The 25,503-nt window shown below is 60.1% G+C and carries 20 protein-coding genes; 10 read left to right on the forward strand and 10 right to left on the reverse strand.

Translation table 11 applies throughout. The features are described 5' to 3' along the window. Positions 1-2: 2 nt before the first annotated feature. The 3 genes from AC2I9W_RS08290 to AC2I9W_RS08300 all read right to left on the reverse strand — a co-directional run bounded on the left by AC2I9W_RS08290 (position 3) and on the right by AC2I9W_RS08300 (position 4,295). Positions 3-1,751, reverse strand: a complete 1,749-nt coding sequence (locus AC2I9W_RS08290) for an acetyl/propionyl/methylcrotonyl-CoA carboxylase subunit alpha (protein WP_486409590.1) — start codon at positions 1,749-1,751, stop codon at positions 3-5. Positions 1,752-1,890: 139 nt separating this feature from the next. Then, positions 1,891-3,516, reverse strand: a complete 1,626-nt coding sequence (locus AC2I9W_RS08295) for a 5-oxoprolinase subunit B/C family protein (RefSeq protein WP_486409516.1) — start codon at positions 3,514-3,516, stop codon at positions 1,891-1,893. 17 nt (positions 3,517-3,533) lie between these two features. Next, positions 3,534-4,295 (reverse strand): LamB/YcsF family protein, encoded by a 762-nt coding sequence (locus AC2I9W_RS08300; protein WP_486409517.1) that lies wholly within the window; start codon positions 4,293-4,295, stop codon positions 3,534-3,536. Between the two features lie 71 nt (positions 4,296-4,366). Here AC2I9W_RS08300 and AC2I9W_RS08305 point away from each other — a divergent pair, with 71 nt between their 5' ends. The 5 genes from AC2I9W_RS08305 (at position 4,367) to AC2I9W_RS08325 (ending at position 8,422) form a co-directional block, all read left to right on the forward strand. After that, entirely contained in the window at positions 4,367-5,038 is a 672-nt protein-coding gene (locus tag AC2I9W_RS08305) for a GntR family transcriptional regulator (RefSeq protein WP_486409518.1), read from the forward strand. A 229-nt stretch (positions 5,039-5,267) separates the two neighbouring features. Then, complete coding sequence (locus tag AC2I9W_RS08310) at positions 5,268-6,251, forward strand: TRAP transporter substrate-binding protein (RefSeq protein WP_486409519.1); 984 nt, start codon at positions 5,268-5,270, stop codon at positions 6,249-6,251. A gap of 70 nt (positions 6,252-6,321) precedes the next feature. Further along, entirely contained in the window at positions 6,322-6,828 is a 507-nt protein-coding gene (locus AC2I9W_RS08315) for a TRAP transporter small permease (RefSeq protein ID WP_486409520.1), read from the forward strand. Further along, positions 6,821-8,116 carry a TRAP transporter large permease gene (locus tag AC2I9W_RS08320; RefSeq protein WP_486409521.1) on the forward strand — a complete coding sequence of 432 codons (1,296 nt, stop codon included), beginning with the start codon at positions 6,821-6,823 and terminating at the stop codon, positions 8,114-8,116. The genes AC2I9W_RS08315 and AC2I9W_RS08320 overlap by 8 nt, the downstream gene beginning before the upstream one ends. Before the next feature lie 183 nt (positions 8,117-8,299). Continuing rightward, complete coding sequence (locus tag AC2I9W_RS08325; RefSeq protein ID WP_486409522.1) at positions 8,300-8,422, forward strand: hypothetical protein; 123 nt, start codon at positions 8,300-8,302, stop codon at positions 8,420-8,422. Positions 8,423-8,498: 76 nt separating this feature from the next. Here the strand turns inward: AC2I9W_RS08325 and glmS are convergent, their stop codons facing one another. After that, entirely contained in the window at positions 8,499-10,415 is a 1,917-nt protein-coding gene (glmS, locus tag AC2I9W_RS08330; protein ID WP_486409523.1) for a glutamine--fructose-6-phosphate transaminase (isomerizing), read from the reverse strand. Positions 10,416-10,551: 136 nt separating this feature from the next. Here glmS and AC2I9W_RS08335 point away from each other — a divergent pair, with 136 nt between their 5' ends. Next, on the forward strand, positions 10,552-11,052 hold the full coding sequence (locus tag AC2I9W_RS08335) for an Lrp/AsnC family transcriptional regulator (protein ID WP_486409524.1): 501 nt from the start codon (positions 10,552-10,554) through the stop codon (positions 11,050-11,052). A 124-nt stretch (positions 11,053-11,176) separates the two neighbouring features. Beyond that, positions 11,177-12,310, forward strand: a complete 1,134-nt coding sequence (locus tag AC2I9W_RS08340) for a sensor domain-containing diguanylate cyclase (RefSeq protein ID WP_486409525.1) — start codon at positions 11,177-11,179, stop codon at positions 12,308-12,310. A 9-nt stretch (positions 12,311-12,319) separates the two neighbouring features. On the opposite strand, the gene AC2I9W_RS08345 is transcribed toward AC2I9W_RS08340, so the two are convergent. Continuing rightward, positions 12,320-13,111, reverse strand: a complete 792-nt coding sequence (locus AC2I9W_RS08345) for a sensor histidine kinase (protein ID WP_486409526.1) — start codon at positions 13,109-13,111, stop codon at positions 12,320-12,322. Continuing rightward, a complete protein-coding gene (glmU, locus tag AC2I9W_RS08350) occupies positions 13,111-14,541 on the reverse strand; it encodes a bifunctional UDP-N-acetylglucosamine diphosphorylase/glucosamine-1-phosphate N-acetyltransferase GlmU (protein ID WP_486409527.1) in 1,431 nt (476 codons plus the stop codon). The genes AC2I9W_RS08345 and glmU overlap by 1 nt, the downstream gene beginning before the upstream one ends. Positions 14,542-14,645: 104 nt before the next feature. Between glmU and AC2I9W_RS08355 the strand changes: the two genes are divergently transcribed. Then, positions 14,646-15,611 carry a LysR substrate-binding domain-containing protein gene (locus tag AC2I9W_RS08355; RefSeq protein ID WP_486409528.1) on the forward strand — a complete coding sequence of 322 codons (966 nt, stop codon included), beginning with the start codon at positions 14,646-14,648 and terminating at the stop codon, positions 15,609-15,611. Positions 15,612-15,832: 221 nt separating this feature from the next. Here AC2I9W_RS08355 and tyrS read toward each other — a convergent pair whose 3' ends face one another. Beyond that, a complete protein-coding gene (gene tyrS / locus AC2I9W_RS08360) occupies positions 15,833-17,065 on the reverse strand; it encodes a tyrosine--tRNA ligase (protein ID WP_486409529.1) in 1,233 nt (410 codons plus the stop codon). Positions 17,066-17,256: 191 nt separating this feature from the next. Between tyrS and AC2I9W_RS08365 the strand changes: the two genes are divergently transcribed. Next, positions 17,257-18,615 (forward strand): peptidoglycan DD-metalloendopeptidase family protein, encoded by a 1,359-nt coding sequence (locus AC2I9W_RS08365; RefSeq protein WP_486409530.1) that lies wholly within the window; start codon positions 17,257-17,259, stop codon positions 18,613-18,615. A 137-nt stretch (positions 18,616-18,752) separates the two neighbouring features. Continuing rightward, the gene (locus AC2I9W_RS08370; protein WP_486409531.1) at positions 18,753-19,892 is read left to right on the forward strand and encodes an anhydro-N-acetylmuramic acid kinase; all 1,140 of its coding nucleotides are present in this window, start codon (positions 18,753-18,755) and stop codon (positions 19,890-19,892) included. Between the two features lie 55 nt (positions 19,893-19,947). On the opposite strand, the gene AC2I9W_RS08375 is transcribed toward AC2I9W_RS08370, so the two are convergent. The 3 genes from AC2I9W_RS08375 to xdhA all read right to left on the reverse strand — a co-directional run bounded on the left by AC2I9W_RS08375 (position 19,948) and on the right by xdhA (position 25,449). After that, complete coding sequence (locus tag AC2I9W_RS08375) at positions 19,948-21,249, reverse strand: NCS2 family permease (protein ID WP_486409532.1); 1,302 nt, start codon at positions 21,247-21,249, stop codon at positions 19,948-19,950. A gap of 161 nt (positions 21,250-21,410) precedes the next feature. Next, positions 21,411-23,837, reverse strand: a complete 2,427-nt coding sequence (gene xdhB / locus AC2I9W_RS08380; protein WP_486409533.1) for a xanthine dehydrogenase molybdopterin binding subunit — start codon at positions 23,835-23,837, stop codon at positions 21,411-21,413. A gap of 1 nt (position 23,838) precedes the next feature. Continuing rightward, positions 23,839-25,449 (reverse strand): xanthine dehydrogenase small subunit, encoded by a 1,611-nt coding sequence (xdhA, locus tag AC2I9W_RS08385; protein ID WP_486409534.1) that lies wholly within the window; start codon positions 25,447-25,449, stop codon positions 23,839-23,841. Positions 25,450-25,503: the final 54 nt, after the last annotated feature.

Here is a 25,503-nt window from a genome sequence, read left to right on the forward strand (position 1 = left end):
GCTTAGCGAATCTGTGCAATCACAGCGCCCAGCGCTTGTGCAGAGCCCGCCTGCGCCGCCAGCGTGATGCGGCCATTTTTATGGGCCGACACCTGCATCTCCATCTTCATGGCTTCCATCACTGCGATCACATCGCCCTCCTTGACCTCATCGCCATCAGCCACCTTCCAGGCATGCAGATTACCGGCAATGGGCGATGCCACGGCATCGGGGTCCACACTGCTTGGCTGCACGGCTTGCGGGGCTGCAGCGCCTGCGGCCGACAGACCTTGCAGCAGCATGGCGGGCAGGCCCAGCTGCACGCGGCGGCCATCAATTTCAATGGCGGTGCGCAGCAAGCTGGTGTCGGCCATGGGCTCTGCGCGGGCGGCAGCGGCCAGAGGCTCGGCAAACTCAGTCTCGATCCAGCGCGTGTGCACCTTGAAGCCCTGCCCCGCCGAGGCATCCGCCACAAAATCAGCTTGATTGAGTACAGCCTTATGGAAGGGCAGCACCGAGGCCACGCCTTCGATCTGAAACTCTGCCAGCGCACGGCGGGCACGCGCCAGCGCCTGCTCGCGCGTTGTGCCGGTGACGATGAGCTTGGCCATCATGGAGTCAAACGTGCCGGGAATGATGGAGCCCGTTTCCACCCCAGAATCCAGTCGCACGCCAGGGCCAGAGGGCGGCGCAAAGCGCGTGATCAGGCCGGGCGTGGGCAAGAAGCCACGGCCCACGTCTTCGGCATTGATGCGGAACTCGATGGCGTGCGCACGCGGCGCGGGCGTCTGCATGAAAGACAGCGGCAGGCCATCGGCCACGCGCAGCTGCTCCTGCACCAGATCAATGCCCGTGGTTTCCTCGGTCACCGTGTGCTCTACCTGCAGGCGGGTGTTGACCTCGAGGAAGGAAATTGCACCCTCTTGCTGGCCGTTCTCACTGAGTAGAAACTCCACGGTTCCCGCACTGACATAGCCCGCCTCCGCACAGATATTGCGCGCGGCGCTATGAATTTTTTCACGCTGCGCGTCGCTGATAAAGGGCGCAGGCGCTTCTTCCACCAGCTTTTGGTTGCGGCGCTGCAGCGAGCAGTCACGCGTGCCCACCACCACCACGTTGCCGTGCGTATCGGCAATCACTTGGGCCTCGATATGGCGGGGCTTGTCCAGAAACTGCTCCACAAAGCATTCGCCACGGCCAAAGGCGGTCACCGCTTCACGCACGGCGGATTCGTACAGCTCGGCCACTTCATCCATGCGCCATGCGATCTTCATGCCGCGACCGCCGCCGCCAAATGCCGCCTTGATGATGATAGGCAGCCCATGCTGCTGGGCAAAGGCCAGCACTTCATCGGCGCTCTTGACGGGGTCAGGCGTGCCGGCAACCAGCGGCGCACCCACCTTGAGCGCGATCTTGCGCGCCTCGACCTTGTCGCCCAGCTGGGCAATGGTCTGCGGGCGCGGGCCAATCCAGATCAGCCCCGCATCCAGCACGGCCTGCGCAAAGGCCGCGCTCTCCGACAGAAAACCATAGCCGGGATGCACGGCGTCGGCACCGGATCGCCTGGCAACGGCCAGCAGCTTTTCGATGTTCAGATAGGTCTCGGCAGGCTTGTCACCCTCGAGTCCATAGGCCTCATCGGCGCGGCGCACATGCAGGGCATCGATATCGGCATTGGCGTAGACGGCCACAGACTTCACACCGTAGTCGGCGCAGGCTCTTGCGATACGGACGGCGATCTCGCCACGGTTGGCAATCAGAACTTTGGTAATCATGGCTGCCACCTCAGGAAGCAAAAGACAGGAGTGCGAGATCACCGCCTGCTTCGCAGGCACGGCAATGTGGTGAAACAACAGCTGCGCAGCTGTTTTCGCCGCGGTTGGCAATCAGAACTTTTTTCATACAACTTCCTCAATCCGCCGCCGCAGGAGTCAACTCTGCAAACGCACGAATAGGGTTAAAACGAATCCATGCGCCTACAGGAATCTGTCCCGCAAGATCCAGATGGTGGGGCGCAACACAGCCGATGACGGGGTAGCCGCCGGTCAACGGGTGGTCGACCAGAAACAACACGGGCTGACCACTGGGCGGCACCTGAATAGCGCCCAGCGGCGTGCCTTCGCTGGGCAGCTCGCTGGTGATGGCGCGCGTCAGGGGCTGCTCTCCTACAAGGCGCAGGCCCACGCGGTTGGACTGGGAGGTGACTTGCCAGCGCTGACTGGCCAGCAGGGCTACGGCCTCTGGCGTGAACCAGTCGGTGCGCGGGCCAAGCTCCACATCCAGCACCACCTCCGCACCGGCGCAGGGCAAGCCTTCGGGCGGCAGGGCTGCATCCGCCACCACCGCATGCAGGCTGGGGCGCACCGGCAGCAACTGCCCGTTGTGCAGTGCCGGCGGACCCACATGGGCCAGCGTATCGGTTGATGCACTGCCCAGCACGGGCTCCACGGCGTAGCCGCCGCGTACCGCCACATAGCAGCGGGCACCGGCAGTGGGCTGGCCCAGGCTCAGCGTGTCGCCATCGGCCAGCGCAATGGCGGCATAGCGCGGCGCAAGCCAGCGATGGCCTTGCGCGGTGGTGATGGTGATGGGCGCATCCGCGCCGGTGATGGCGACGACGTTCTCTCCCACGCTTTGCAACGACAGGCCACCGCCCACGGTCTCCAGCACCGGCAGCTGACTGGTATTGCCCACCAATCGGTTCGCAGTTTTAAACGCAGCCTGATCCATGGCGCCCGAGGCGGAGACACCCTGCCCGGCCTGACCATGGCGACCTCTGTCCTGAAACAAGGTGAGCAAGCCCGTGGCACGCACCTGCAGAGCGCACTCTTTTAAATTGGTAGCAGCTTGCGCTTGCTTTTCATTGGTTTCAGATACTTTAATTACTGAAACCAAATCAGAACCAGCGCTAGCAGCTATCTTTTGCGCAGCAGCATCCACAAACTGCACGCGGTAGCCGGGCTGCAGCAGCGCAGGCAAATCACGTTCCAGATCCCACATGGCGGCATCGGTCACGCCGATGATCTGCCAGCCGCCAGGGCTGGCCTGTGGATACACGGCACTGAATGTGCCGGCCAGCGCCACAGCACCCGCAGGCACCTTGGTGCGCGGCGTGGCGCGGCGCGGCACCTGAAAGAGCGGGTCGCCGCCGCTCAGGTAGGCAAAGCCCGGCGCAAAGCCGGTAAAAGCAACCGACCATTCACTGCCCGTATGGCGACGCACAACTTCTTCAGGGCTGACGCCCAGAATTTCGGCGACTTCGGCCAGGTCTTCGCCGTCATAGCGCACGGGAATCTGCACCAGCACATCCGAGCGCTGCACCGCGCCCTGCAGATCGCAAGCGGCAATGCGCCGCACCAACTGCGCCGCGCTGATGATGTGGGGCGCGAACTGCACCAGAATCGTTCGGGCGGCAGGCACCAGCTCTTGCACACCGTCGATGGGCTCGGCCTGCAGCGCGCTCAACAGCACCAGCGTCTGCTGCAGGTCGGCCAGCTCCACCAAAATGGCATGGCGATTGACGGGCAAAAAACGCATGTCGGAGCGCTTGAAACTCATCGCGCCACACCCACAAACGAGGCGATCTGCACACCTTCGCTCTCAAAGCGCTGGCGAATCTTGCGGGCGATGGCCACTGCACCGGGGCTGTCGCCATGCACGCAGATGGAGTCCGCATCCACCCGCACCATGGAGCCATCCACCGCTTCAATCACGCCTTCGCGCACCAGCGTCAGCATGCGCTGCGCAATCAGTGCTTCATCGTGCAGCACGGCTCCCGGCTCGCGGCGCGACACCAGCGCTCCGCTGGGCGTGTAGGCGCGGTCGGCAAAGGCCTCTGCCACTACGCTCAGGCCGGCATCACGCGCCCAGCCAATCAAGGGCGAGCCGGCCAGCGCCATCAGCACCAGCGAGGCATCAATCGCCAAAATCGCGTTGATCACATCGGTGGCCTGACGCCGGTCCTGGGCAATGGTGTTGTAGAGCGCGCCATGGGGCTTGACGTATTTCACCGCTGTGCCCGCCGCCTGCGCCAGCCCCTGCAGGGCGCCGATCTGATAGATCACATCAGCGACCAGATCGCTGCTGGCCACATCCATGTTACGGCGGCCAAACCCCGCCAGATCACGATAGGCCACATGCGCGCCCACCACTACGCCGCGCGCCTTGGCCGCCTTCAAGGTGGACAGAATGCCCGCCGCATCGCCCGCATGAAAGCCACAGGCCACATTAGCGCTGCTGACAATGTCCAGCATGGCCGCATCGTCGCCCATGCTCCAGGCACCAAAGCTTTCGCCCAAATCGCTATTCAGATCCATCTTGTATGCTCCTTGCACTGGATACCTTTTGATTGTTCAACAATCGTTAGCAAGATTCTTACCAAAACGCCATGCAAGCCATTCGCACCAGCAAGCACGCTGACACTCCCAGCCTGACGGACACCATTGCCGACCAGATTCGCCAGCAGTTGATCAATGGCGAGCTGCGTGCCGGTCAGCGCCTTTCGGAGGCGGCCTTGAGCCAGCAGCTCGATATTTCTCGAAACACCTTGCGTGAGGTTTTCCGCACGCTGATCAAGGAAGGACTGCTGCACCACGAGCCCAATCGCGGCGTCTCCGTGGCTACCCCGTCGATTGCGGACATCATCGACATCTACCGCGTGCGCCGCCTGATCGAGTGCCAGGCCCTGGAGAAAGCCTGGCCTCTGCACCCAGCCCACAAGCGCATGCGCCAGGCCGTGGACGAAGCACTGGCAGCACGCGAGCAACGCGACTGGCACACCGTTGGCTCGGCCAATATGTGTTTTCACGCGGCCATCGTGGCCCTCAGCGACAGCGACCGCCTGTCCACCATGTTCGAACACCTGGCCGCAGAGTTGCGCCTTGCTTTTGGCATGCTGGACGACCCCGAGTACCTGCACGCCCCCTATGTGGACCACAACGCCCGGCTGCTGCAGCTGTTCATGGAGGGCCGCACCAAAGAGGCGGCGCAGGAGCTGGAGAACTATCTGGTCCTGTCCGAGCGCATGGTTCTGGCGGTCTACGCCCGCCAGGTTCCATAGCCGGAGATCACAGATCACAGCCCCAATCCGGTGCATGCACCAGAGTCTTGCACCAATTTGGTTGAACAATTTCAAATCACTCCTTCAACAATCTAAAACTAAATCACCAACACTTAAGACGCATCGTTGAAATCCCCTATAGATGGTTGTTGAAGCAAATGTTACTTTTGGCACGCTAATTGCCTAGCTATTGCCTCTCAGCATTTCTCAGCCTTTATCAGGAGTCCTCATGAAGCGTCGAATCTTTTGCGCCACCGCCACCTTGATCGCCAGCCTCGGCTTTGCCACTGCCGCAGCCGCCCAAACCAAATGGGACTTCGCCACGGCTTATGGCCCAGGTAACTTTCACTCCAAGAACAACGAGCTGTTTGTGAAGGATGTGGATGCAGCCACCGGCGGCAAGCTCAAGATCACGCCGCATTTCGGCGCCTCGCTGTTCAAGATGCCCGAGATCAAGCGCGCCGTGCAAACCGGCAATGCGCAGATGGGCGAGTTCTTTCTGGTGAGCTTTCAGAACGAATCGCAGATCTTCGGCGTGGACGGCCTGCCATTTCTGGTGAGCAACTATGACGAGGCTTACAAGCTCTATCAGGCCCAGAAGCCCGCACTGCAAAAGCTGCTGGACAAGCAAGGGCAGGTTCTGCTGTATTCGGTGGCATGGCCTCCCCAGGGCATCTACACCAAGAAGCCCATCCTCTCAGCGGCTGACCTCAAGGGCATGAAGTGGCGCGTGTACTCGCCCACCACGGCCCGCATTGGCGAGCTGATTGGCGCCCAGCCTGTGACGGTGCAGGAAGCGGAGCTGTCTCAGGCGCTGGCCACCGGCGTGGTTGACGGCCTGATTACCTCCAGCGCCACGGGAGCCGACAACAAGCTGTTTGAAAGCCTGAAGTACTACTACAACGTTCAGGCATGGATTCCCAAGAACGCCGTGACCGTGAGCAAAAAAGCCTTCGGCGCACTGGACAAGGCCACTCAGGATGCCGTACTGAAGGCCGCAGCCGCTGCCGAAGAACGCGGCTGGAAAGAGTCCAAAGAGGTGGATGCACGTTCCCTCGCCACGCTCAAGCAAGGCGGCATGCAGGTTGAGCAGCCTTCTGCCCAGCTCAAGGCAGACCTGAGCAAGATCGGCGAAACCGTCATCAAGGAATGGACGGACAAGGCCGGCGCGGATGGCAAGGCCATTCTGGACGCCTACAAGGCCGCCAAGTAAGACGCCGCCACCCTCCGCTGGCATGCCCTGAAGGCGCACACCAGCGGAGCCTTTGCACGGAAAGACAAGCATGCGCAAGTTACTTAACGGCCTATACGAAGGCAGCGCCTGGATTGCGGGCATCGCCATGGTGGGCGTGCTGGCCATGGTGCTTCTGACCATCACCAGCCGACTTTTTGGCTTCAGCGCTCCGGGAACAGACGCCTATGCCGGATACGCCATGGCAGGCGCGGGCTTCATGGCGCTGGCCAGCACATTGAAAAAAGGCGAGCATATCCGCGTCACCCTGATTTTGGGCGCACTCAAAGGCAAGGCCTACAAGACTCTGGAAGTCATTGCCCTGCTTATCGCCACCATCCTCTCCGGCTTTCTGGCGTTCTACGCGTCTCGGCTAGTCTGGCAATCTTGGGAGATTGACGACATCTCCGTAGGCATCGACGCCACCCCTTTGTGGATTCCTCAGATTTTCATGGCCCTCGGCACCCTGGTTTTTTTCATTGCGTTTTGTGATGAGCTGGTACTGGAGCTGATGGGCAAGCGCAAAGCGGTAGAAAAGGAGGGAGCCCCTCATGAATGAAATTACCGCAAGCATTGCACTGGTTGTGGTGCTGCTGGCCCTGCTCAGCGGCGGGGTCTGGGTCGGCCTGACTCTGGCCGGCGTAGCCTGGTTTGGCATGGAGTTCTTCACCCCACGCGCAGCTGGCGATGCCATGGCCATGACCATCTGGGGCTCTGCCAGCAGCTGGACCTTGACGGCCCTCCCTCTGTTTGTGTGGATGGGCGAAATTCTTTACCGCACCAACCTGTCAGAGAGCATGTTCCGCGGCCTGGCCCCCTGGGTCAACGCTCTGCCGGGCCGCTTGCTGCACACCAACGTCATTGGCTGCACGATCTTTGCAGCAGTCTCCGGCTCGTCGGCCGCGACCTGTGCCACGGTTGGCAAGATGAACGTGCCCGAGCTGCGCAAGCGCGGCTACCCAGAAAATATGGTGATTGGCTCTCTGGGAGGCCCTGCCACACTGGGCTTGCTGATACCGCCCTCCATCATCCTGATCGTCTATGGTGTATCGGCCGAGCTGTCGATCTCCAAGCTTTTCATGGCGGGTGTGCTGCCCGGCGTCATGCTGGCTCTGCTGTTCAGCGGCTGGATCATGGTCTGGGCGTTGCTGAATCCCAGCAAAATCCCAAAGGCCGACAACTCCATGAGCTTCAAGCAGAAGGTCTATGAGTCCCGCCATCTGATTCCCGTGGTGCTGCTAATCTCCGGCGTGATTGCCAGCATCTACAGCGGCATTGCCACCGCGACAGAGGCCGCCGCCATCGGCGTGATGGGTGCGCTGATTCTGTCGGCGCTGCAAGGCGCTTTGACGTGGAAGAACTTCAAGGATTCTCTGTTCGGTGCCACGCGCCTGTACTGCATGATTGCCCTGATTCTTGCGGGCGCAGCCTTTATGACGCTATCCATGGGCTATATCGGTCTGCCACGACAGCTGGCCGAATATGTAGGCAGCCTGAATCTTTCGCCAGCCATGCTGATTGTGGTGCTGGGCCTGTTCTACATTCTGATTGGCTGCTTTCTCGATGGCATCTCCACCATCGTGCTGACCTCCAGCGTGGTGCTGCCCATCATTCAGGCCGCAGGCATTGATCCGCTGTGGTTTGGTATCTTTTTGGTCATCACAGTGGAGACCGCTCAGATCACGCCCCCCGTGGGCTTTAACCTGTTCGTACTGCAAGGCATGACAGGCAAGCAGATCACCTATCTTGCTCGGGTATGCGCCCCCTACTTTCTGCTGATGCTGCTGGCACTGGTTCTCCTGTGGTTCTTTCCACAAATTGTGACCATGCTGCCCAACAATATGTAAGCACAGTGAGTTGACTCAAGCGCCCTTCGGGGCGCTTTTTCATAGGGCTGGCTGCAGAGGATCAATCAGCCCCATACCACCGGATAGCGACAAATATGGAAGCCGAACCCATCTGACAGGGTGTTACTTCAAAGACAAACAACCCTGTTAGATTGCCGAAGTCCGTCATCCAAATGCATCGCAATGAAAGAAAAAATCAACTTCATTGAGAGGGAACGCCTCTACCGTCAGGAACTCAAGCGCCGTCGCGTGAAATTTTTGCCCATGCAGGTCTTGCGGCGCGTCTTTCTTGCCGCAGGGGTCTAGGGTCTAGCCTTGGACTTTGCTTGCAGCCCATGAAAAAAGCGCTCACAAGAGCGCTTTTTTGCGAGATCCCAATGGCTTATTCAACCGTTACGGATTTGGCCAGGTTGCGCGGCTTATCAACGTCCGTGCCACGTGCCACCGAGGTGTGATAGGCCAGCAACTGCAGCGGCACCACGTGCAGGATGGGGCTCAGGGAGCCATAGTTCTCTGGCATGCGAATCACGTGCATGCCTTCGCTGCTTTCGATATTGGATTTGGCATCGGCCAACACATAAAGCACCCCGCCGCGTGCACGAACTTCCTGCATATTGCTCTTGAGCTTTTCCAGCAGTTCGTCATTGGGCGCCACGGTAACCACAGGCATCTGACTGTCCACTAGCGCCAGCGGGCCGTGCTTGAGCTCACCTGCGGGGTAAGCCTCGGCGTGGATATAGCTGATTTCCTTGAGCTTGAGCGCCCCTTCCAGCGCAATGGGGTAGTGAATGCCACGGCCCAGGAAGAGTGCGTTCTCCTTTTTGGCAAAGTCTTCGGCCCAGCTGATGATCTGCGGCTCCAAGGCGAGCACAGACTGCAACGCTACAGGCAAGTGACGCATTGCGGTCAGATATTGCTGCTCTTTTTCCTCGGTCAGGCGCCCCTTGGACTGCGCCAGTGCCAGTGTCAGCAGGAACAGGCCCGCCAACTGCGTCGTGAACGCCTTGGTCGAAGCCACACCAATTTCCACACCTGCACGGGTGATATAGGCCAACTCGCATTCACGCACCATGGCACTGGTGGCCACGTTGCAAATGGTCAGCGTGTGCTTCATTCCCAAGCCTTGAGCATGACGCAGAGCAGCCAAGGTGTCCGCCGTCTCACCAGACTGGCTGATGGTCACAATCAGCGTTCTGGGGTCTGGCACGCTGGTGCGGTAGCGGTACTCGCTGGCCACTTCCACATTGCAGGGAATGCCTGCAATCGCCTCGATCCAGTACTTTGCCGTGCAGCCGCTGTAATAGCTGGTACCACAGGCCAGAATCAGTACCCGGTCAATTTCCTTGAAGACACGCCAGGCTGCAGCGCCGTTCTTGCCTTCAGAAGTAACGCCGTCAAACAGCTCGGGGGCAATGTTCAGCACCCCTTCCAAGGTATCTCCCAAGGCGCGAGGCTGCTCGAAGATTTCCTTTTGCATGTAATGACGGTAGGGTCCCAGCTCTGCAGCTCCACTATGCGCTTGCACGGTTTTTACCGGACGCTGCTTTTCAGTCAGGCGCTCGCCACTCTTGCTGATGATCCAATGGCGTCCGGGCTGCAGGTCAATCAGGTCACCCTCTTCCAGATAGATGATCTGATCTGTCACGCCCGCCAGGGCCATCGCATCGCTGGCCAGGAAATGCTCTGAGCCATCCTTGCCCACACCCAGAATCAGTGGCGATCCCGCTCGCGCGCCGACCACTCGGTGCGGCTCATCCTTGTGCATCACGCCAATGGCATAAGCACCATGCAAGCGTGCGGTCGCTGCCTGCACGGCCTCAAAAAGATCACCGTTGTAGAGACTGTCCACCAAATGTGCAATGACTTCGGTATCAGTCTGGCTGGCAAACACATATCCCTTGGCTTGCAGCTCGGCACGCAAGGCTTCGTAGTTCTCGATGATGCCGTTGTGCACCAGAGCCACGCGAGCCGGGGCATCCGCATCTGCAACTGCAGAGATGCCGGGGCCGTGACTGAAGTGAGGGTGGGCATTGCGCACCGCAGGCTCACCATGTGTAGCCCAGCGCGTATGAGCAATACCCGTCAGGCCACTCACATGCTCGGTCTTGACCTGCTCCATCAACTCGGCCACACGCGCTGTGGAGCGCGCGCGCTGCAAGCCAAGAGCCAGGCCATTGGCGTCAGCCGCCTGCACAGCCACGCCGCAGGAGTCATAGCCACGATATTCCAGTCGCTGCAGACCCTGCACCAGAACCGGAACGATATTGCGATGAGAAACCGCAGCAACGATGCCACACATAGAAGTACGCCTTAAGTTGATTTGCCGAGGATGCTACTCGTTGAGATAAAAAATTTTTATTCAAAAAAAATAATTATTCGAACAAAAATTTCAAACACATCAAGATGATCACTTTAAATTCATAAAATTCAAAAATATGAATAAAAGTTTCATCCAGCTGGATGCTATAGATCTGCAGCTTCTGCGCCAGCTGCAACGCGACTGCAGCCTCAGCAATCTGGCACTGGCACAACTGATGAACCTGTCAGCTCCCACCTGCCTGCGCCGCGTCAAGCGTCTGCAAGAGCTAGGCGTGATCGAGAAGCAAGTCGCTATCCTGAGCAGCGAACGCATCGCCAGCCTCGCGGGCCATGGACTGCAGGTCATCGTAGAAGTCTCTCTGGATCGTCAGGACAGCACCTCACTGTTGCAGTTCGAGCACAAAGCCGTTGCAGAGGCATGCGTTCAGCAGTGCTGGAGAGTCTCTCCGGGGCCTGACTTCATCCTGATCATTGCCACGACGGATATGCCCGCTTACCTGGCTCTGAGTCAAACACTTTTTACACAAGACGCCAATGTGCGCAATGTAAAAGCGTTTTTTAGCGTCAAACGAGCCAAATTCAGTACAGAACTGCCTCTACCTGAAATTTCTCAGTAAACACCCACATTTTTTGAACCTTTAACTGTGGTTTAGATGCAGCGCAACCGTACCAATATTTGATACAAATTGTATTAATTCGATTATTCTCGCCGATTCACTCTGCCTATTACGATCCACGCAGATGCCTTTGCACCGAGAAATTCATCGTCGTACTTATCCTCTGCGTATCTCGTATATGGCACTGGGAGGAATCGTAGTCGGCGTGAGTTTGCTCCATATGCCCACGAATATCGCCTGTTGGGCATTTACTGTCGTCAGTGCATTGATCTGGCCCCATATCGCTTTCTTGCACTCCTGCCGCCAAGACGACAAGTTTCAAGCCGAATATGTCAATGCGCTGCTGGATGCCTTGATCGTCGGAAGCTGGATTGCGCTCATGCACTGGAGTCTCCTGCCCGGAATCTGCATATTGGCAATCGGGACTGCAGACCGTTTCTATACCGGCTTGAAGCGTCACTGGCTGCCCTCTTTGGCTGCTTTACTGATTGGCATGGGCCTCATGGGACTGGCTCTCACTCCCTTGCCCCAATGGGAGGCCCCTCTTGCCGTAGAGCTCAGCCTTCTGCCTCTGATCATTTTGCACAGCGCTTATGCAAGCTGGGCCAACAGCAAAATGCTAAAAACCCTGGCCCGCCAGAATCTGCAACTCAAGCTATTGGGACGTATTGACCCTTTGACCACGGTTTACAGCCGCGATTATTGGTGGAAAAAAGCCAGGGCCGCTTTGAAGCAGCACCATGCAGTGAATGAACCCACCAGTTTGCTGGTCATAGACATTGACCGTTTCAAAGACGTGAATGACCTGCACGGCCATATTGTGGGCGACGAAGTTTTAAAGCTGGTGGGCCTGGCCATCAGAAACAGTCTGCGCAGCCACGATATAGCTGGGCGCTATGGAGGCGATGAATTCACCGTGCTTTGCAAAAACACCACGGCAGACGCCGCATATTCCGTCGCTCTGCGCATACGCGACAAAATCGCCCAGATCAGAGTGCGTGACTATCCGCAACTGCGTGTCAGTGCGAGTATCGGGGTCGCAGCTGCGGAAGATGGCTTCACCTCAGTGACCCAATGGGTCAAGGCTGCAGACAGTGCGCTTTACGGCGCCAAGAGCAGTGGACGCGATCAGGTCATGGATGCCATGCAGGAGCCCGAGCGGCGCAATAGCCCCTCATCCATGCCCATGTCGCCAGAGTCCACGCGGTTGAAACCTGAAAATACAGAGCAAAAGCACTCAGACCATTGCTCTGCCTGAGTCTGCGCCTCAGCCTTGAGGCCAGCTCATGGTCAGCTGACAGCCGGCATTCATCTGTGCCTGAATCTCCGCATCGCCGCCATGGCGGCGACAAATATCGCGCACCAGGGCCAGGCCCACACCCACACCCTCAAAGTCCACCTCACGATGCATGCGCTGAAAAATGCCAAACAGTCGTCCTGCGCGCTCCTGCTCAAAGCCTGCACCGTTATCACGGATAGAAACAATGCATGCGCCGTGCTCGTCCGTACGTACATCCACCTGGATACGTGTCTGCGGAACAGCCCTGGAAAACTTGACGGCATTCGACAGACCGGCCATCAAGGCCTGCTCCAGCAAATGGGCATCGGCCTGAACCTGGGGCGTTGCAAGAGGCAGTCGCCACTCAATCTCTCGATCCATGGACTGCGCTTGAAAGCGCGTTTGCAACGCGAACAGCAACTGCCCCAAGTCCACCGTCTGCCACTGCAGCACATGGCGCTGCGCCCGTGTCAGCTGCAGCAAGCCATCCATCATCTGCGACATGCGCTGTGCGGATTGATCCATGGTCTGTAAAAAGCTACGGGCTTCTTCCAGATCCTCCAACGCAGGTCTGGACGCTTGAAGCAACTCGGCAATCAGCGGGTTGAACGCCAGCAGGTGGCGCAAAGGAGCGCGCAAGTCATGCGACACCGCATGCACCCAATCCTGCTGCGCGCTGCGCAAGGCCGTCAACTCGGCATCACGCCGGGCCAGTAGCGCCAGCGCCTCATCCAGCGTCTGAGGCGCTATGCTTTCAAGAGCGTTTTGCGCTTGCTCCATCAGGGCTTAGGCAGCTTTTCAGGACGCTTCCAGTTGCTGATGCTCACCTGCTTTCCTCGGCCAACCGTCAGCGCACCGGCTTCGGTGCTCTTGGTCACCGTAGAGCCACCACCCACGGTGCCACCGGCACCAATGGTCACAGGGGCCACCAGCACGCAGTTGCTGCCGATATGCACATCTGCCTCGATCACCGTGCGGTGCTTGTTCACACCGTCGTAGTTGGCGGTGATGCTGCCTGCGCCATAGTTCACTCGCTCGCCCACCGTCGCATCGCCCAGATAGGCCAGGTGGTTGGCCTTGGCACCATCGGCGAGCGTGGAGTTCTTCACTTCCACAAAGTTGCCGATATGCACTTCACGACCCAGCTTGGCACCAGGGCGCAGACGGGCAAACGGGCCGATCAGCGCACCCTGGCCCACTTCTGCGCCAGCCTTTTCACCATCGATATGGGTGAAGGGGTGGATCACGGCATCGTCGGCAATCGTGACATTGCTGATATGGCAGTTGGCGCCAATCTTTGCGCCAGCACCAATCGTCACCTTGCCGGTAAAAATGCAGTTCACGTCGATTTCAACATCCTGGCCGCAGCTCAGGCTGGCCTTGGTACCACGTGCATCGTCACGCAGGTCAAAGCGGGCAGGGTCAGCCATGCGCACGCCCTGCTCCATCAGCACCCGCGCCTGACGCAGCTGATGCGCGCGCTCCAACTCGGCTAGCTGCAGCGGGCTGTTGACGCCTGCCACCTGCAATGCATCGTCAATGCGGTGGCCCACCACAGGCACACCATCGGCCACGGCCATGGCCACGATGTCGGTCAGGTAATACTCACCCTGGGCGTTGTTGTTATCGAGCTTGGCCAGCCAGGCTGTCAGGTGCTTGGCGGGAACGGCCATGATGCCGCTGTAGATTTCGGTGATGGCGCGCTCGGCGTCATTCGCGTCTTTTTGCTCGACGATGCGTTGCACGGTGCCCGCTTCATTGCGCACGATACGGCCATAGCCCGTGGGGTCAAGCATGGTCACCGTCAGCAGCGCCATCTTGTCACTGCCAGCTGCATCCAGCAGTCCTTGCAGCGTATCGGCGGTTGTCAGCGGCACATCGCCCGACAACACTACCACCAAACCATCATCCTTGAGTGCCGGCACGGCCTGCTGCACGGCGTGGCCGGTGCCCAGTTGGGGCTCCTGGCGCACAAACTTCAGATCCAGCGCACCTTCAGCGCTGTTGGCTGCAGCGATAGCGGCTTCCACTTCTGCAGCGCCATGGCCCGTCACCACGACGGCCGAGCGCGCCTTGAGCTGCGCAGCCGTATCCAGCACATGCTGCAGCAGAGCGCGACCAGCCAGCTTTTGCAGCACCTTGGGGTGGCGGCTTTTCATACGGGTGCCTTTGCCGGCAGCCATGACGACGATATCCAGAGGTGCAGTCATAGTTATTCGTAGGATAAAAACTGCTCGATTATCGGCCCATCCCCATGTCTGACAACTGCTTACCCCAGTAAGAGCCACCGCAAACACCGTATGCTTGGCGCTACATGCCCCATGCCACTACCAGCCCCACTCCGTTGCTTCGAACCCGCGCCATCGGCGCTGGCCATCTGCGCGCTTTTCTGGCCGTGGCCCGGCATCTGAACTTTCGCGCAGCGGCCGATGAGCTGGCTCTGACCCAGTCCGCCGTCAGCCGGCAGATTCAGTCGCTGGAGGACGAAGTGGGCATTCCGCTGTTTCTGCGTCACTCACGCGCCGTGGAACTCACCGGCGCGGGCGCCCAGTTGCTGCATGCCGTGCAGCCGGCGCTGGAATCGATTGATGCCACCGTGCGCCAGATTCGCCAGACGGCAGGCCGCAAGAGCGTGGCCATCACCACCTGGGCCAGCTTTGCCGCCATGTGGCTGATCCCCCGGCTGGAGGCCTTTCAGCGCGCCCACTCCGATATCGACATCCGCATCGATACGGGCGACGCCGTGGTGGATCTGGAGACCACCGATGTGGACCTGGCCATACGCTACAGCGCCGGCGTCTCCGATGCCTCGGCAAAGGCCCTGTTTGGCGAGGAACTGGTGCTGGTGGCCAGCCCTGCGCTGTTGAAGAACGGCCCACCGCTGCGGCAAGCTGCCGATGCCGCGCACTACACCTTGATTGAAACCGGCGATGTGCACCGCATGCCCCAGCTGGAGTGGCTGAGCTGGCAGCGCTGGTTTGCCGCCAACGGCTGCGACCAGCTGCAGCCGCCGCGCTGGCTGTATTTCAACTACGCCCACCAGATCGTGCAGGCTGCTCTGGCTGGTCAAGGGCTGGCCATCGCCCGCCTGCCGCTGGTGGCCGATGCGCTGGCCGCAGGCAGTCTGGTGGAGGTGCTGCCCGAGCACCGTCTGGCATCCCCACTGTCGTACTGGCTGCTGCAAGGCCCGCGCAGCGGGGAGCGCCCCGAAGTGCAAGCCTTTTGCCAGTGGTTGCTGATTGAGGCCAGCCAAACCCGCGCTCGCATGCAGACGAGATAAGACATAAAAAAGAGAGCTGCCAGCGCTTAATCTACATATATTTCAAATACAAAGTGATTTGAAACGTATACGTATCAAGCGTAAGCAGCTCTCTTTTTATTGAGTCTCCTTGCATGAGCAGGTTCTGAGCCAGAAATGCCAAGCAACGGCCGCCCTGCAGCGACGGCATGGTCCCCTTCCGCGTAGCGAGGAAGGCGGAAGGCGCAAAGCGCCTCAGGGGATTAACTCAAAGTCACACGCGCAAACTTGCGCTTGCCCACTTGCAGCACAAACGTACCAGCGTCCAGCTTCAGGCCCTTGTCGCTGACCACGTTGCCATCCACGCGTACGCCGCCACCGTCGATCAGGCGGTTGGCCTCGCCGTTGGAGGCAGCCAGACCGGCTTGCTTGACCAGTGCGGCAATGCCCACCGGCGCGCCCGATAGCGACACTTCAGGAATCTCGTCGGGGATACCGCCCTTGGAGCGGTTGATGAAGTCCTGCTCGGCCGCATCGGCCGCTTCGGCGCTGTGAAAGCGCGTGGTGATCTCCTTGGCCAGAGCCACCTTGGCGTGCTTGGGGTTGCCACCGGCTTCGATCTCGGCCTTGAGCGCCGCGATATCGGCCAGGCTCTTGAAGGACAGCAGGGTGTACCAGTCCCACATCAGATCGTCCGAGATCGACAGCACCTTGGCAAACATGGTGTTGGCGTCTTCGGTGATGCCGATGTAGTTGTTCTTGGACTTGGACATCTTGTGCACCCCGTCCAGACCTACCAGCAAAGGCATTGTGAGCACGCACTGCTGCGCCTGACCATATTCAGACTGCAGATGGCGACCCATCATCAGGTTGAACTTCTGGTCGGTACCGCCCATTTCCAGATCGGCCTTGAGCGCCACCGAGTCATAGCCCTGCAGCAGCGGGTACAGAAACTCGTGCAGGCTGATGGAGCTGCCTTCGGTATAGCGCGTGTGGAAGTCGTTGCGCTCCATCATGCGCGCCACCGTGTACTTGGCCGACAACTCGATCATGCCGCGAGCGCCCAGCTTGTCGCACCACTCGCTGTTGTAACGAACTTCGGTCTTGGCCGGGTCCAGCACCTTAGCGGCCTGGGTGTAATACGTCTCGGCATTGACTTTGATCTGCTCGGCCGTCAACGGAGGACGGGTGGAGTTGCGGCCCGAAGGATCTCCAATCAGGGTCGTGAAGTCACCGATCAGAAAGATTACCTGATGGCCCAGATCCTGCAGCTGGCGCATCTTGTTGAGCACCACGGTGTGACCCAGGTGGATGTCGGGGGCCGTGGGGTCCAGACCCAGCTTGATGCGCAGAGGCACACCCGTGGCCTCGGATTGGGCCAGCTTCTGGATCCATTCATCTTTGGGCAGTAATTCATCGACCCCACGAAGAGTGACTTCCAGCGCTTGGTTCACTCTGTCGGTCACGGGGAAACTTGTAACAGCAGATTGATTCATAAGGGTTTTTCGGAAGGCGCGGTAGGACGCGACCGATATACTTGGAGGTTTGGCGTTGCGACCAATTCTAGACTGCTCCCTCATAAAGACCTCTTTGGATGGACTTATGGCACGGTTGAGTTGCTGGAGTCGTGTCAGTCGTAACAAATGCCAACTCTGCCGACACGCTCTCCCAAGGATTTGAAGTTTTGATGACTGGCTTGAAAAATGCCGGCAGTGCACTGATCGCACAGCTGATACTGGTTTTGCAAAAGCACCCCAAGCGCGCCACGGCTGCCCTGGCTGCGGTGCTTCTCACAGGAGGCAGCGGAGCCTTTGCTGTGGCCAGTCTCGGCCCAGACCCTGCTGACCTTCCCGTGCGTACGCTCACCGAGCCTGTGCTCTCGCTGGCCGCAGGCCAGGACCTGGCGGATTTGACGGATCTGCAGTCCTTCTCTCTCTACCGCTCCGAATACACCCGCAGCAACGACACTGCCGAGTCGCTGCTGCAGCGCCTGGGCATCGCCGACCCGCAGGCAGCAGCCTACATGCGCAGCAACGATGCCGTGCGACAGAACGTACTGGGCCGCTCGGGTCGCCTGGTTTCTGCCGAGACCACTGCCGATCACCAGCTCAGCCAGCTGACCGTGCGCTGGGCGCCCAATGAAGACGGCAGCTTTCAGCGCCTGACCATTGAGCGCGTGGACGACAAACTGCAAACCAAGATCGAGACCGGCAAGCTCACTGCCAGCCCCCGCTTGGCTGGCGGCGTGATTCGCTCCTCGTTCTTTGCTGCTACCGATGCCTCCGACATCCCCGACAGCGTCTCCATGCAGATGGCCGACATCTTCCAGGGCGAGCTGGACTTCCGCCGTGGTCTGCGCAAGGGTGACCGCTTCTCCGTGGTCTACGAATCGCTGGAGGCAGATGGCGAGCCTCTGCGTGCCGGTCGCGTGCTGAGCACGGAGTTTCACAACAATGGCAAGACTCTGCAGGCCATGTGGTTCCAGGAAGAAGGCAAAAAAGGTGCCTACTACACGCTGGACGGAAAGAGCCTGCGTCAGGCATATCTGAACTATCCCGTGGAGTTCTCGCGCATCAGCAGCGGCTTCTCCATGCGCGTACACCCCATTCAGAAAACCTGGCGCGCCCACCTGGGCACGGACTTTGCTGCCCCCACCGGCACCAAGGTGCGTACCGTGGGTGATGGCGTAGTATCCTTTGCCGGCGTGCAAAACGGCTACGGCAATGTCGTGTTCATCGACCACGCCAACCACCACACCACCGTCTATGCCCACCTCAGCCGCATGGACGTCAAGCAAGGCCAGCGCGTGGAACAGGGCGACATCATTGGTGCCGTAGGCTCCACCGGCTGGGCAACCGGTCCGCACCTGCACTTTGAATTTCGAGAAAAAGGTGAGCAACGCGATCCCATGACCATTGCCCAGATCACCGATGCTGCCCAGCCCATTTCCAAAGCTGCCCGCCCTGCCTTCGATCAACTGGCTGCACAAATGCGCATTGAACTTAGCGCCGGCTCCCAATCCTTTGCCATGGCCAGCGCACGCTAATTCACTACACACACTCTTCAAGGGCTGCCATTGCAGCCCTTTTTTATTTCAAGCAAAAAGTGGCTTAAGCGCGCACCAGTCAAGCGCTGACCGCTACAGCTAAGATAGTGTTTCACATCACCACACGCTGCTCTGCCATGAACTCTGACCTCACCCAAGCGGCCTCAAGCCCGCTCTATATCGGCCTGATGTCCGGCACCTCCATGGACGGCATAGATGGCGTTCTGGTGGACTTCAGCCAAGGCACACAGGTGCTGCAGCATGTCAGCTGCGGCTTTGATGAAGCCCTGCGCGCCGAGCTGCTGGCACTGAATACACCCGGCGGGCAAGATGAGCTGCATCGCGCCTGCCTGGCCGCCAATGCGCTGGTGCATCACTATGCGCAGGTGGTGCGCCAGCTGCTGGCTGCCAGCGGCGTTCAAGCCTGCCAGGTCGCAGCCATTGGTGCCCATGGGCAAACCGTGCGCCACCGCCCACAGATGTTTGACGGCACAGGCTACACACTGCAGCTCAATGCCCCTGCCTTGCTGGCCGAGCTGACAGGCATCACCGTGGTGTCAGATCTTCGCAGCCGTGATGTGGCGGCAGGTGGTCAGGGCGCGCCGCTGGTGCCAGCCTTTCACCAAGGCGTTTTTGGCAAGGCTGGCGCGACAACTCTGGTGCTCAATATCGGTGGCATTGCCAACCTCAGCGTGCTGGGAGTGGATGGTTCGGTGCTGGGCTTTGATACCGGCACTGGCAATGCGCTGATGGACGGCTGGTGCCTGCGCCATACCGGCCAAGCCTATGACGAAGGCGGCCGCTGGGCTGCCACCGGGCATGTTCTGCCCGAACTGCTGGACGCCATGCTCGGCGACCCGTACCTACAACAGCCCCCTCCAAAAAGCACAGGCCGCGACCTGTTTCATGCCGACTGGCTGAGCACTCATCTGCAGCGCCATGCCGCACAGGCCGCACCGGTCGACGTGCAGGCCACCCTGACCGAGTTCACCGCAGTCAGCTGCGCTGATGCGGTAAAGCGCTTTGGCAAGAGTGGCAGCGAGTTGCTGGTTTGCGGCGGCGGCGCACTGAACCGCTATCTGATGCAGCGCCTGACGGCCCTGCTGCCCGGCGTGAACGTCACCACCACGGCAGAGCGCGGCCTGCCCCCACTCGAAGTCGAGGCCGCCGCCTTTGCCTGGCTGGCACGCCAATGCCTGCTGGGCCTGCCCGGCAACCTGGCCAGCGTGACCGGTGCACGCGGCCCGCGCATTCTGGGTGCCATCTACCCCGCGTGAACAGAGCATAAAAAAGTCAGCCCGCAGGCTGCCTTTTTTATTGCGATGCACTCAATCAGTGCCCACCGATATAGGCGAACTTGAAAAGGAACAAGCCTGCAATCACCCACATGATCCAGTGCACCTCACGAACCTTGCCAGTGAACAGCTTGAGCACGGCATATGTGATGAAGCCAAATGCCAGTCCATTGGCGATGGAGTAGGTAAAAGGCATCATCAGCGCGGTAACCACCGCAGGCACGGCCTCTGTAGTTTCATCCCACTCCACCTCCGTCAGGTCTCGCAGCATCAGACAGGCAACAAACAGTAGTGCAGGTGCTGTGGCGTAACCAGGCACCACGCCAGCCAGCGGAGCAATAAACAAGCAGGCCAGGAAAAGCACGGCCACCGTGAGCGCTGTCAGGCCGGTACGACCACCGGCCTGCACACCTGCTGCACTCTCCACATAAGCCGTGGTGCTGGAAGTGCCCAGCACCGAGCCCACAAAGATGGCGCCTGAGTCCGCCAGCAGCGAACGATTGAAGCGGCCCATGCGCTCGGGCACCAGCAGACCGGCGCGGCGGGCCACGCCCATCAGCGTGCCGGTAGCGTCAAACAGCTCCACCAGGAAGAACACCAGCACCACATTCAGAAAACCCGTGGTCAGCGCTGTCTTGATGTCGAGCTTCATGAACGTTGGCTCGATGGAAGGGGGTGCCGAGAAGATACCTTGGAAGGTGTTACCGCCGAAAAAGAACGAGGCCACGGTCACAGCCAGAATGCCGATCAGCAGCGCACCCGGGACCTTGAGTCGGTCCAGCACCACGATCAGCAAAAAGCCCAGCAGCGCCATGATGACCTCGGGCTTGTGCAGATCACCCAGCGTGACATAGGTATTCTGGTCGGCAGCCACCACGCCAGCGGTCTTGAGAGCAATCAGCGCCAAAAACAAGCCCAGACCGACGGTAATAGACACACGTATGGACTGCGGTATGCCCTTGATGATGAGTTCTCGCAGACCCAGCAAGGTGCAGATCAGGAACAGACAGCCTGAGACAAAAACGGCACCCAGTGCAGCCTCCCACGTGTAGCCCATCTTGAGCACCACCACATAGGCGAAGTAGGCATTCAGACCCATACCCGGTGCCAGCGCAATCGGATAGTTCGCATACAGCGCCATGATGGTCGATCCCAGGGCGGCAATCAGGCAGGTGGCGACAAAGACCGAGCCCTTGGGCATGCCCGCATCCCCCAGGATGGAGGGATTGACGAACATGATGTAGGCCATTGAAAGAAAGGTCGTCAGGCCTGCGACCATTTCCGTGCGCACATTGGTGTGGTGCTCACTGAGTTTGAATATCCGCTCTGTCCAGTTCATTGCATAGTCTCCGTGTTGTTTTGCATGCAAGGCGCAACGAGAGTAACGCGCCCGGTTCTACGCCACGAATGACGGCGTAGCACATGGCCTTGCCGCGCAGCAATCGGCCATGATTCAGAACGGCTGCTGCCCCGCAAGGCAGCAACACCCGTGAGGAAAAACTAGCCAGTGTGCCCTTGAACAGCTTCCACTGCTCGCAAGATGGCCTCTGCGGTCGCAGGCGCCTGCAACGGCGGGTTGACCTGATGACCTGCCACAGAAGACACCGCATCACGAATTGCGAAGAACACCGAAAACGGCAGCAGCAGCGGCGGCTCGCCCACCGCCTTGCTGCGGTGAATGGAGTCTTCAAAGTTGTCGCCCTCGAACAGGCGCACATTGAAGACCGGCGGGCAGTCATTGGCTGTCGGAATTTTGTAGGTGCTGGGGGCATGCGTCATGAGCTTGCCGCTTTGCGGATGCCAGACCAGCTCCTCGGTCGTCAGCCAGCCCATGCCCTGGATGAAAGCACCCTCGACCTGGCCCACATCCAACGCAGGGTTCAGCGAGCGGCCCACGTCGTGCAGCACATCGGCGCGCAGCAGCTTCCATTCGCCGGTCAGCGTATCGATCACCACCTCGCTCACCGCGGCGCCATAGGCGAAGTAGAAGAAAGGGTGGCCCTTCATGGCCTTGCCGTCCCAGTGCAAACCGGGCGTGGCATAAAAGCCGTCGGACCACAGCTGCACACGCTGCAGATAGGCGCTGCGCACCAGATCGGCAAAGGCGATGATCTGGCCGTTGACCTGCACGCAGTCATTGCCAAAGCGCACGTCGGTCTCCTTGCCGCCGTGCAGCCTGACCGCACAGGCAGCCAGCCGCTCGCGCAACTGGCGCGCTGCATCCTGGGCAGCTTTGCCGTTGAGGTCGGCCCCCGTTGACGCTGCCGTGGCCGAGGTATTGGCCACCTTGCTGGTGTCCGTGGCTGTCACGCGCACTTTCTCAAAGCCCACGCCCAGCTCATGCGCCACAACCTGGGCCACCTTGGTGTTGAGCCCCTGGCCCATTTCCGTGCCGCCATGGTTCACCAGAATGGAGCCATCGGTGTAGATATGCACCAGCGCCCCGGCCTGGTTGAAGTGAGCCACGTTGAACGAGATGCCGAACTTCAGCGGCGTCAACGCCAGCCCGCGCTTGAGCACGGGACTTTGCGCGTTAAACGCATTGACCGCCATGCGGCGGGCGCGGTAGTCGCTGCTTTGCTCCAGTTCGGCCACCAGCTCGTGGATCACGTTATCGCTCACCACCTGCTCGTAAGGCGTGATATTGCGCTCGTCCTTGCCGTAGAAATTGACGCGGCGCACATCCAGCGGATCGCGCCCCAGATTGCGCGCCACCGTATCCAGAATGTTCTCAATGGCAATCGCGCCCTGCGGCCCGCCAAAGCCGCGAAACGCGGTATTGCTCTGGGTATTGGTCTTGCCCATGTAGCCATGCATCAACACATCGGGCAGCCAGTAGGCATTGTCAAAGTGGCATAGCGCCCGCGTCATCACCGGAGCCGACAGATCCGCCGAATGACCGGCGCGCGAGACCATGGAAATCTCCACGCCCAGCAAGCGGCCGTCGTCGTCGTAGCCCACCTCGTACTCGTACCAGAAGCAGTGGCGTCGCCCGGTAATCATGAAGTCGTCATCACGGTCCACACGCAGCTTGACCGGCTTTTTCAGACGGGTTGCAGCCACCGCAGCCACGCAGGCAAACAGTGCCGATTGCGACTCCTTGCCGCCAAAGCCGCCGCCCATGCGCCGGCATTCCACATGCACGCTGTGCGAGGCTACACCCAGGGCATGGGCCACCAGATGTTGCATCTCGCTGGGGTGCTGGGTGGAGCAGTAAATGTGCACAGCTCCATCTTCCTTAGGGGTGGCGTAGCTGATCTGCCCCTCCAGATAAAACTGCTCCTGCCCGCCCACATCGAATGTACCTTTGATGCGATGCGGCGCAGTGTCGATGGCGGCGCGTGCACCCCCTTCATGCGTGCTGCGCTCCAGGTGCATGGGTGGCATTACATACTGGCCCAGTTCATGGGCCTTGTGCGGCGTCAGCACCGGTGGCAACTCGCTGATGGTGGCCGCATTCTTGGCCAGCGCAGCGGCACGCCTGGCTGCATCACGGCTGCGCGCAATCACGGCAAACAGAGGCTGGCCCACATAGCGAATCTCGCCGTCGCACAAAATCGGATCGTCTTTGATGATGGTGCCGCAGTCGTTGATACCCGGGATATCCGCCGCCGTGATCACATCCACCACATCGGGCATGGCACGCACGGCCTCCAGCGCCAGCGCAGTCAATCGGCCATGGGCTACGGGCGACAGACCTAAAGCGCAATGCAGCGTGCCTTCCAGCTCGGGCAGGTCGTCGATGTATGCGGCTTCACCGGCCACATGCAGGTGCGCGGACTCGTGCTTGCGGCTGATGCCCACGCGCGTGCCCTGCTCATGGGCCTTGGCTTCCGCGCTTTCGTTGACGCGATAGGCGGTGTTCTTGCGGTAGTCGGCAAAGGCTTCGGCGACCAGCTCGCTTTGGAGTTCATGCGGGTGGTTCATCTCAGACTCCTTGCTCCACGGCCGCCGGGGTGACGTGCGGCATCACGCTCCAGACACTGGTGGCTTGCGTATTCAATGGCTGCTCGGAACGGGTTTCCAGCCACAGGCGCTGAATCAGGTTCTGCGCCACCTTCAGGCGGTAGTCGGCGCTGGCGCGCATATCGCTCATGGGCTTGAAGTCCTGCGCCAGCGCCGCTTGCGCGGCCTTGACGTTTTCAGCATTAAAAGGCTTTCCAAGCAAGGCAGTTTCAGCGCCAGCAGCTCTTTTTACCGTAGCAGCCATGCCGCCAAATGCCAACCGCACAGCCTTGACGATTTCGCCATCCAGCTCGATGGCAAAGCCCGCGCACAGGGCCGAGATATCGCAGTCAAAGCGCTTGCTGATCTTGTAGGCACGCACCTGACGCTGCATGGCCGCCAGCGGCACGGCCAGGCCCTGAACAAACTCGCCGCTCTCCAGCTGGTTCTTCATATAGTCCAGATAGAAATCCTGCAGCGGCATGCGGCGCACGCGCTCGCCCTTGCGCAGCTCTATCTGCGCATCCAGCGCCATCAGCACCGGCGGTGAGTCGCCAATCGGCGAGCCATTGGCCACATTGCCGCCCATGGTGCCGGCATGACGGATGGGCAGCGAGGCAAAACGCAGCCACACATCGGTGAGGCTGGGGACACGCGCCACCAGCGCAGTCCAGGCCGCTTCCAGCGAGGCGCCAGCGCCGATATACAGCTCTGCGCCTTCTGCACCACCTTCCACACTCTGGCGCACCTCAATGCGCTTCATCTCGGCCACATCCCCGACATAAATCATGTCGCCCAAATCACGAAACTGCTTGTTGACCCACAGCCCCACGTCGGTGGAGCCCGCCACGATGCGCGCCTTGGGCTTGGCCTCGCACAGACTTGCCAGTTCGTCCAGCGTACGTGGTGCGTGAAAGTGATCGGTACGCGTGTTCTGCACCGCCGCGTAGTGCAGCCCGGCCTCGCTGCGCAGCCCTTGCAGCGCCGCCACCACGGGCACGGCATCCAGGCGCACGGCAGGCAGATCAAACATGCGCTGGCCAGCATCCAGAATGGGGCGGTAGCCCGTGCAGCGGCACAGATTGCCCGACAGCTCATCGGCCAGCTGCTGGCGCGAAGGTTCGCTGCCTTGCTGCTGGTGATGCTCGTAGGCCGACCACAGCGTCATCACGATGCCGGGCGTGCAGAAGCCGCATTGCGAGCCGTGGCAGTCCACCATGGCCTGCTGCACAGGGTGCAGTGACTGGACTGCAGGCTTGCTGGCACAGGCGGATGCGCCTTCGCACTGGCGCTTGAGGTCTTCCACTGTGAACAAGGCCTTGCCGTGCAGGCTGGGCAGAAACTGAATGCAGGCGTTGACGGTCTGCAGACGCAAGCCGTTGATGGCCTGGGTATCACCGGCTTCGGCCAGCTCACCGATGACGACGGTGCAGGCGCCGCAGTCGCCTTCGTTGCAGCCTTCCTTGGTGCCCGTGCAGTGCGCATCCTCGCGCAGCCATTGCAGCACGGAGCGTGTGGGGTGCGGGCCTTGCACTTCCACCACCTCGCCACGGTGGAAGAAGCGTATGGGCTGTGTGTTCGGGCTATGACTCATGATCGTGGTGCTGAAATGAGAAGAAGTGCCTGCGTGCAAGATGAATTCAACACG

Source organism: Comamonas sp. FUJ_7 (genome assembly GCF_057369555.1).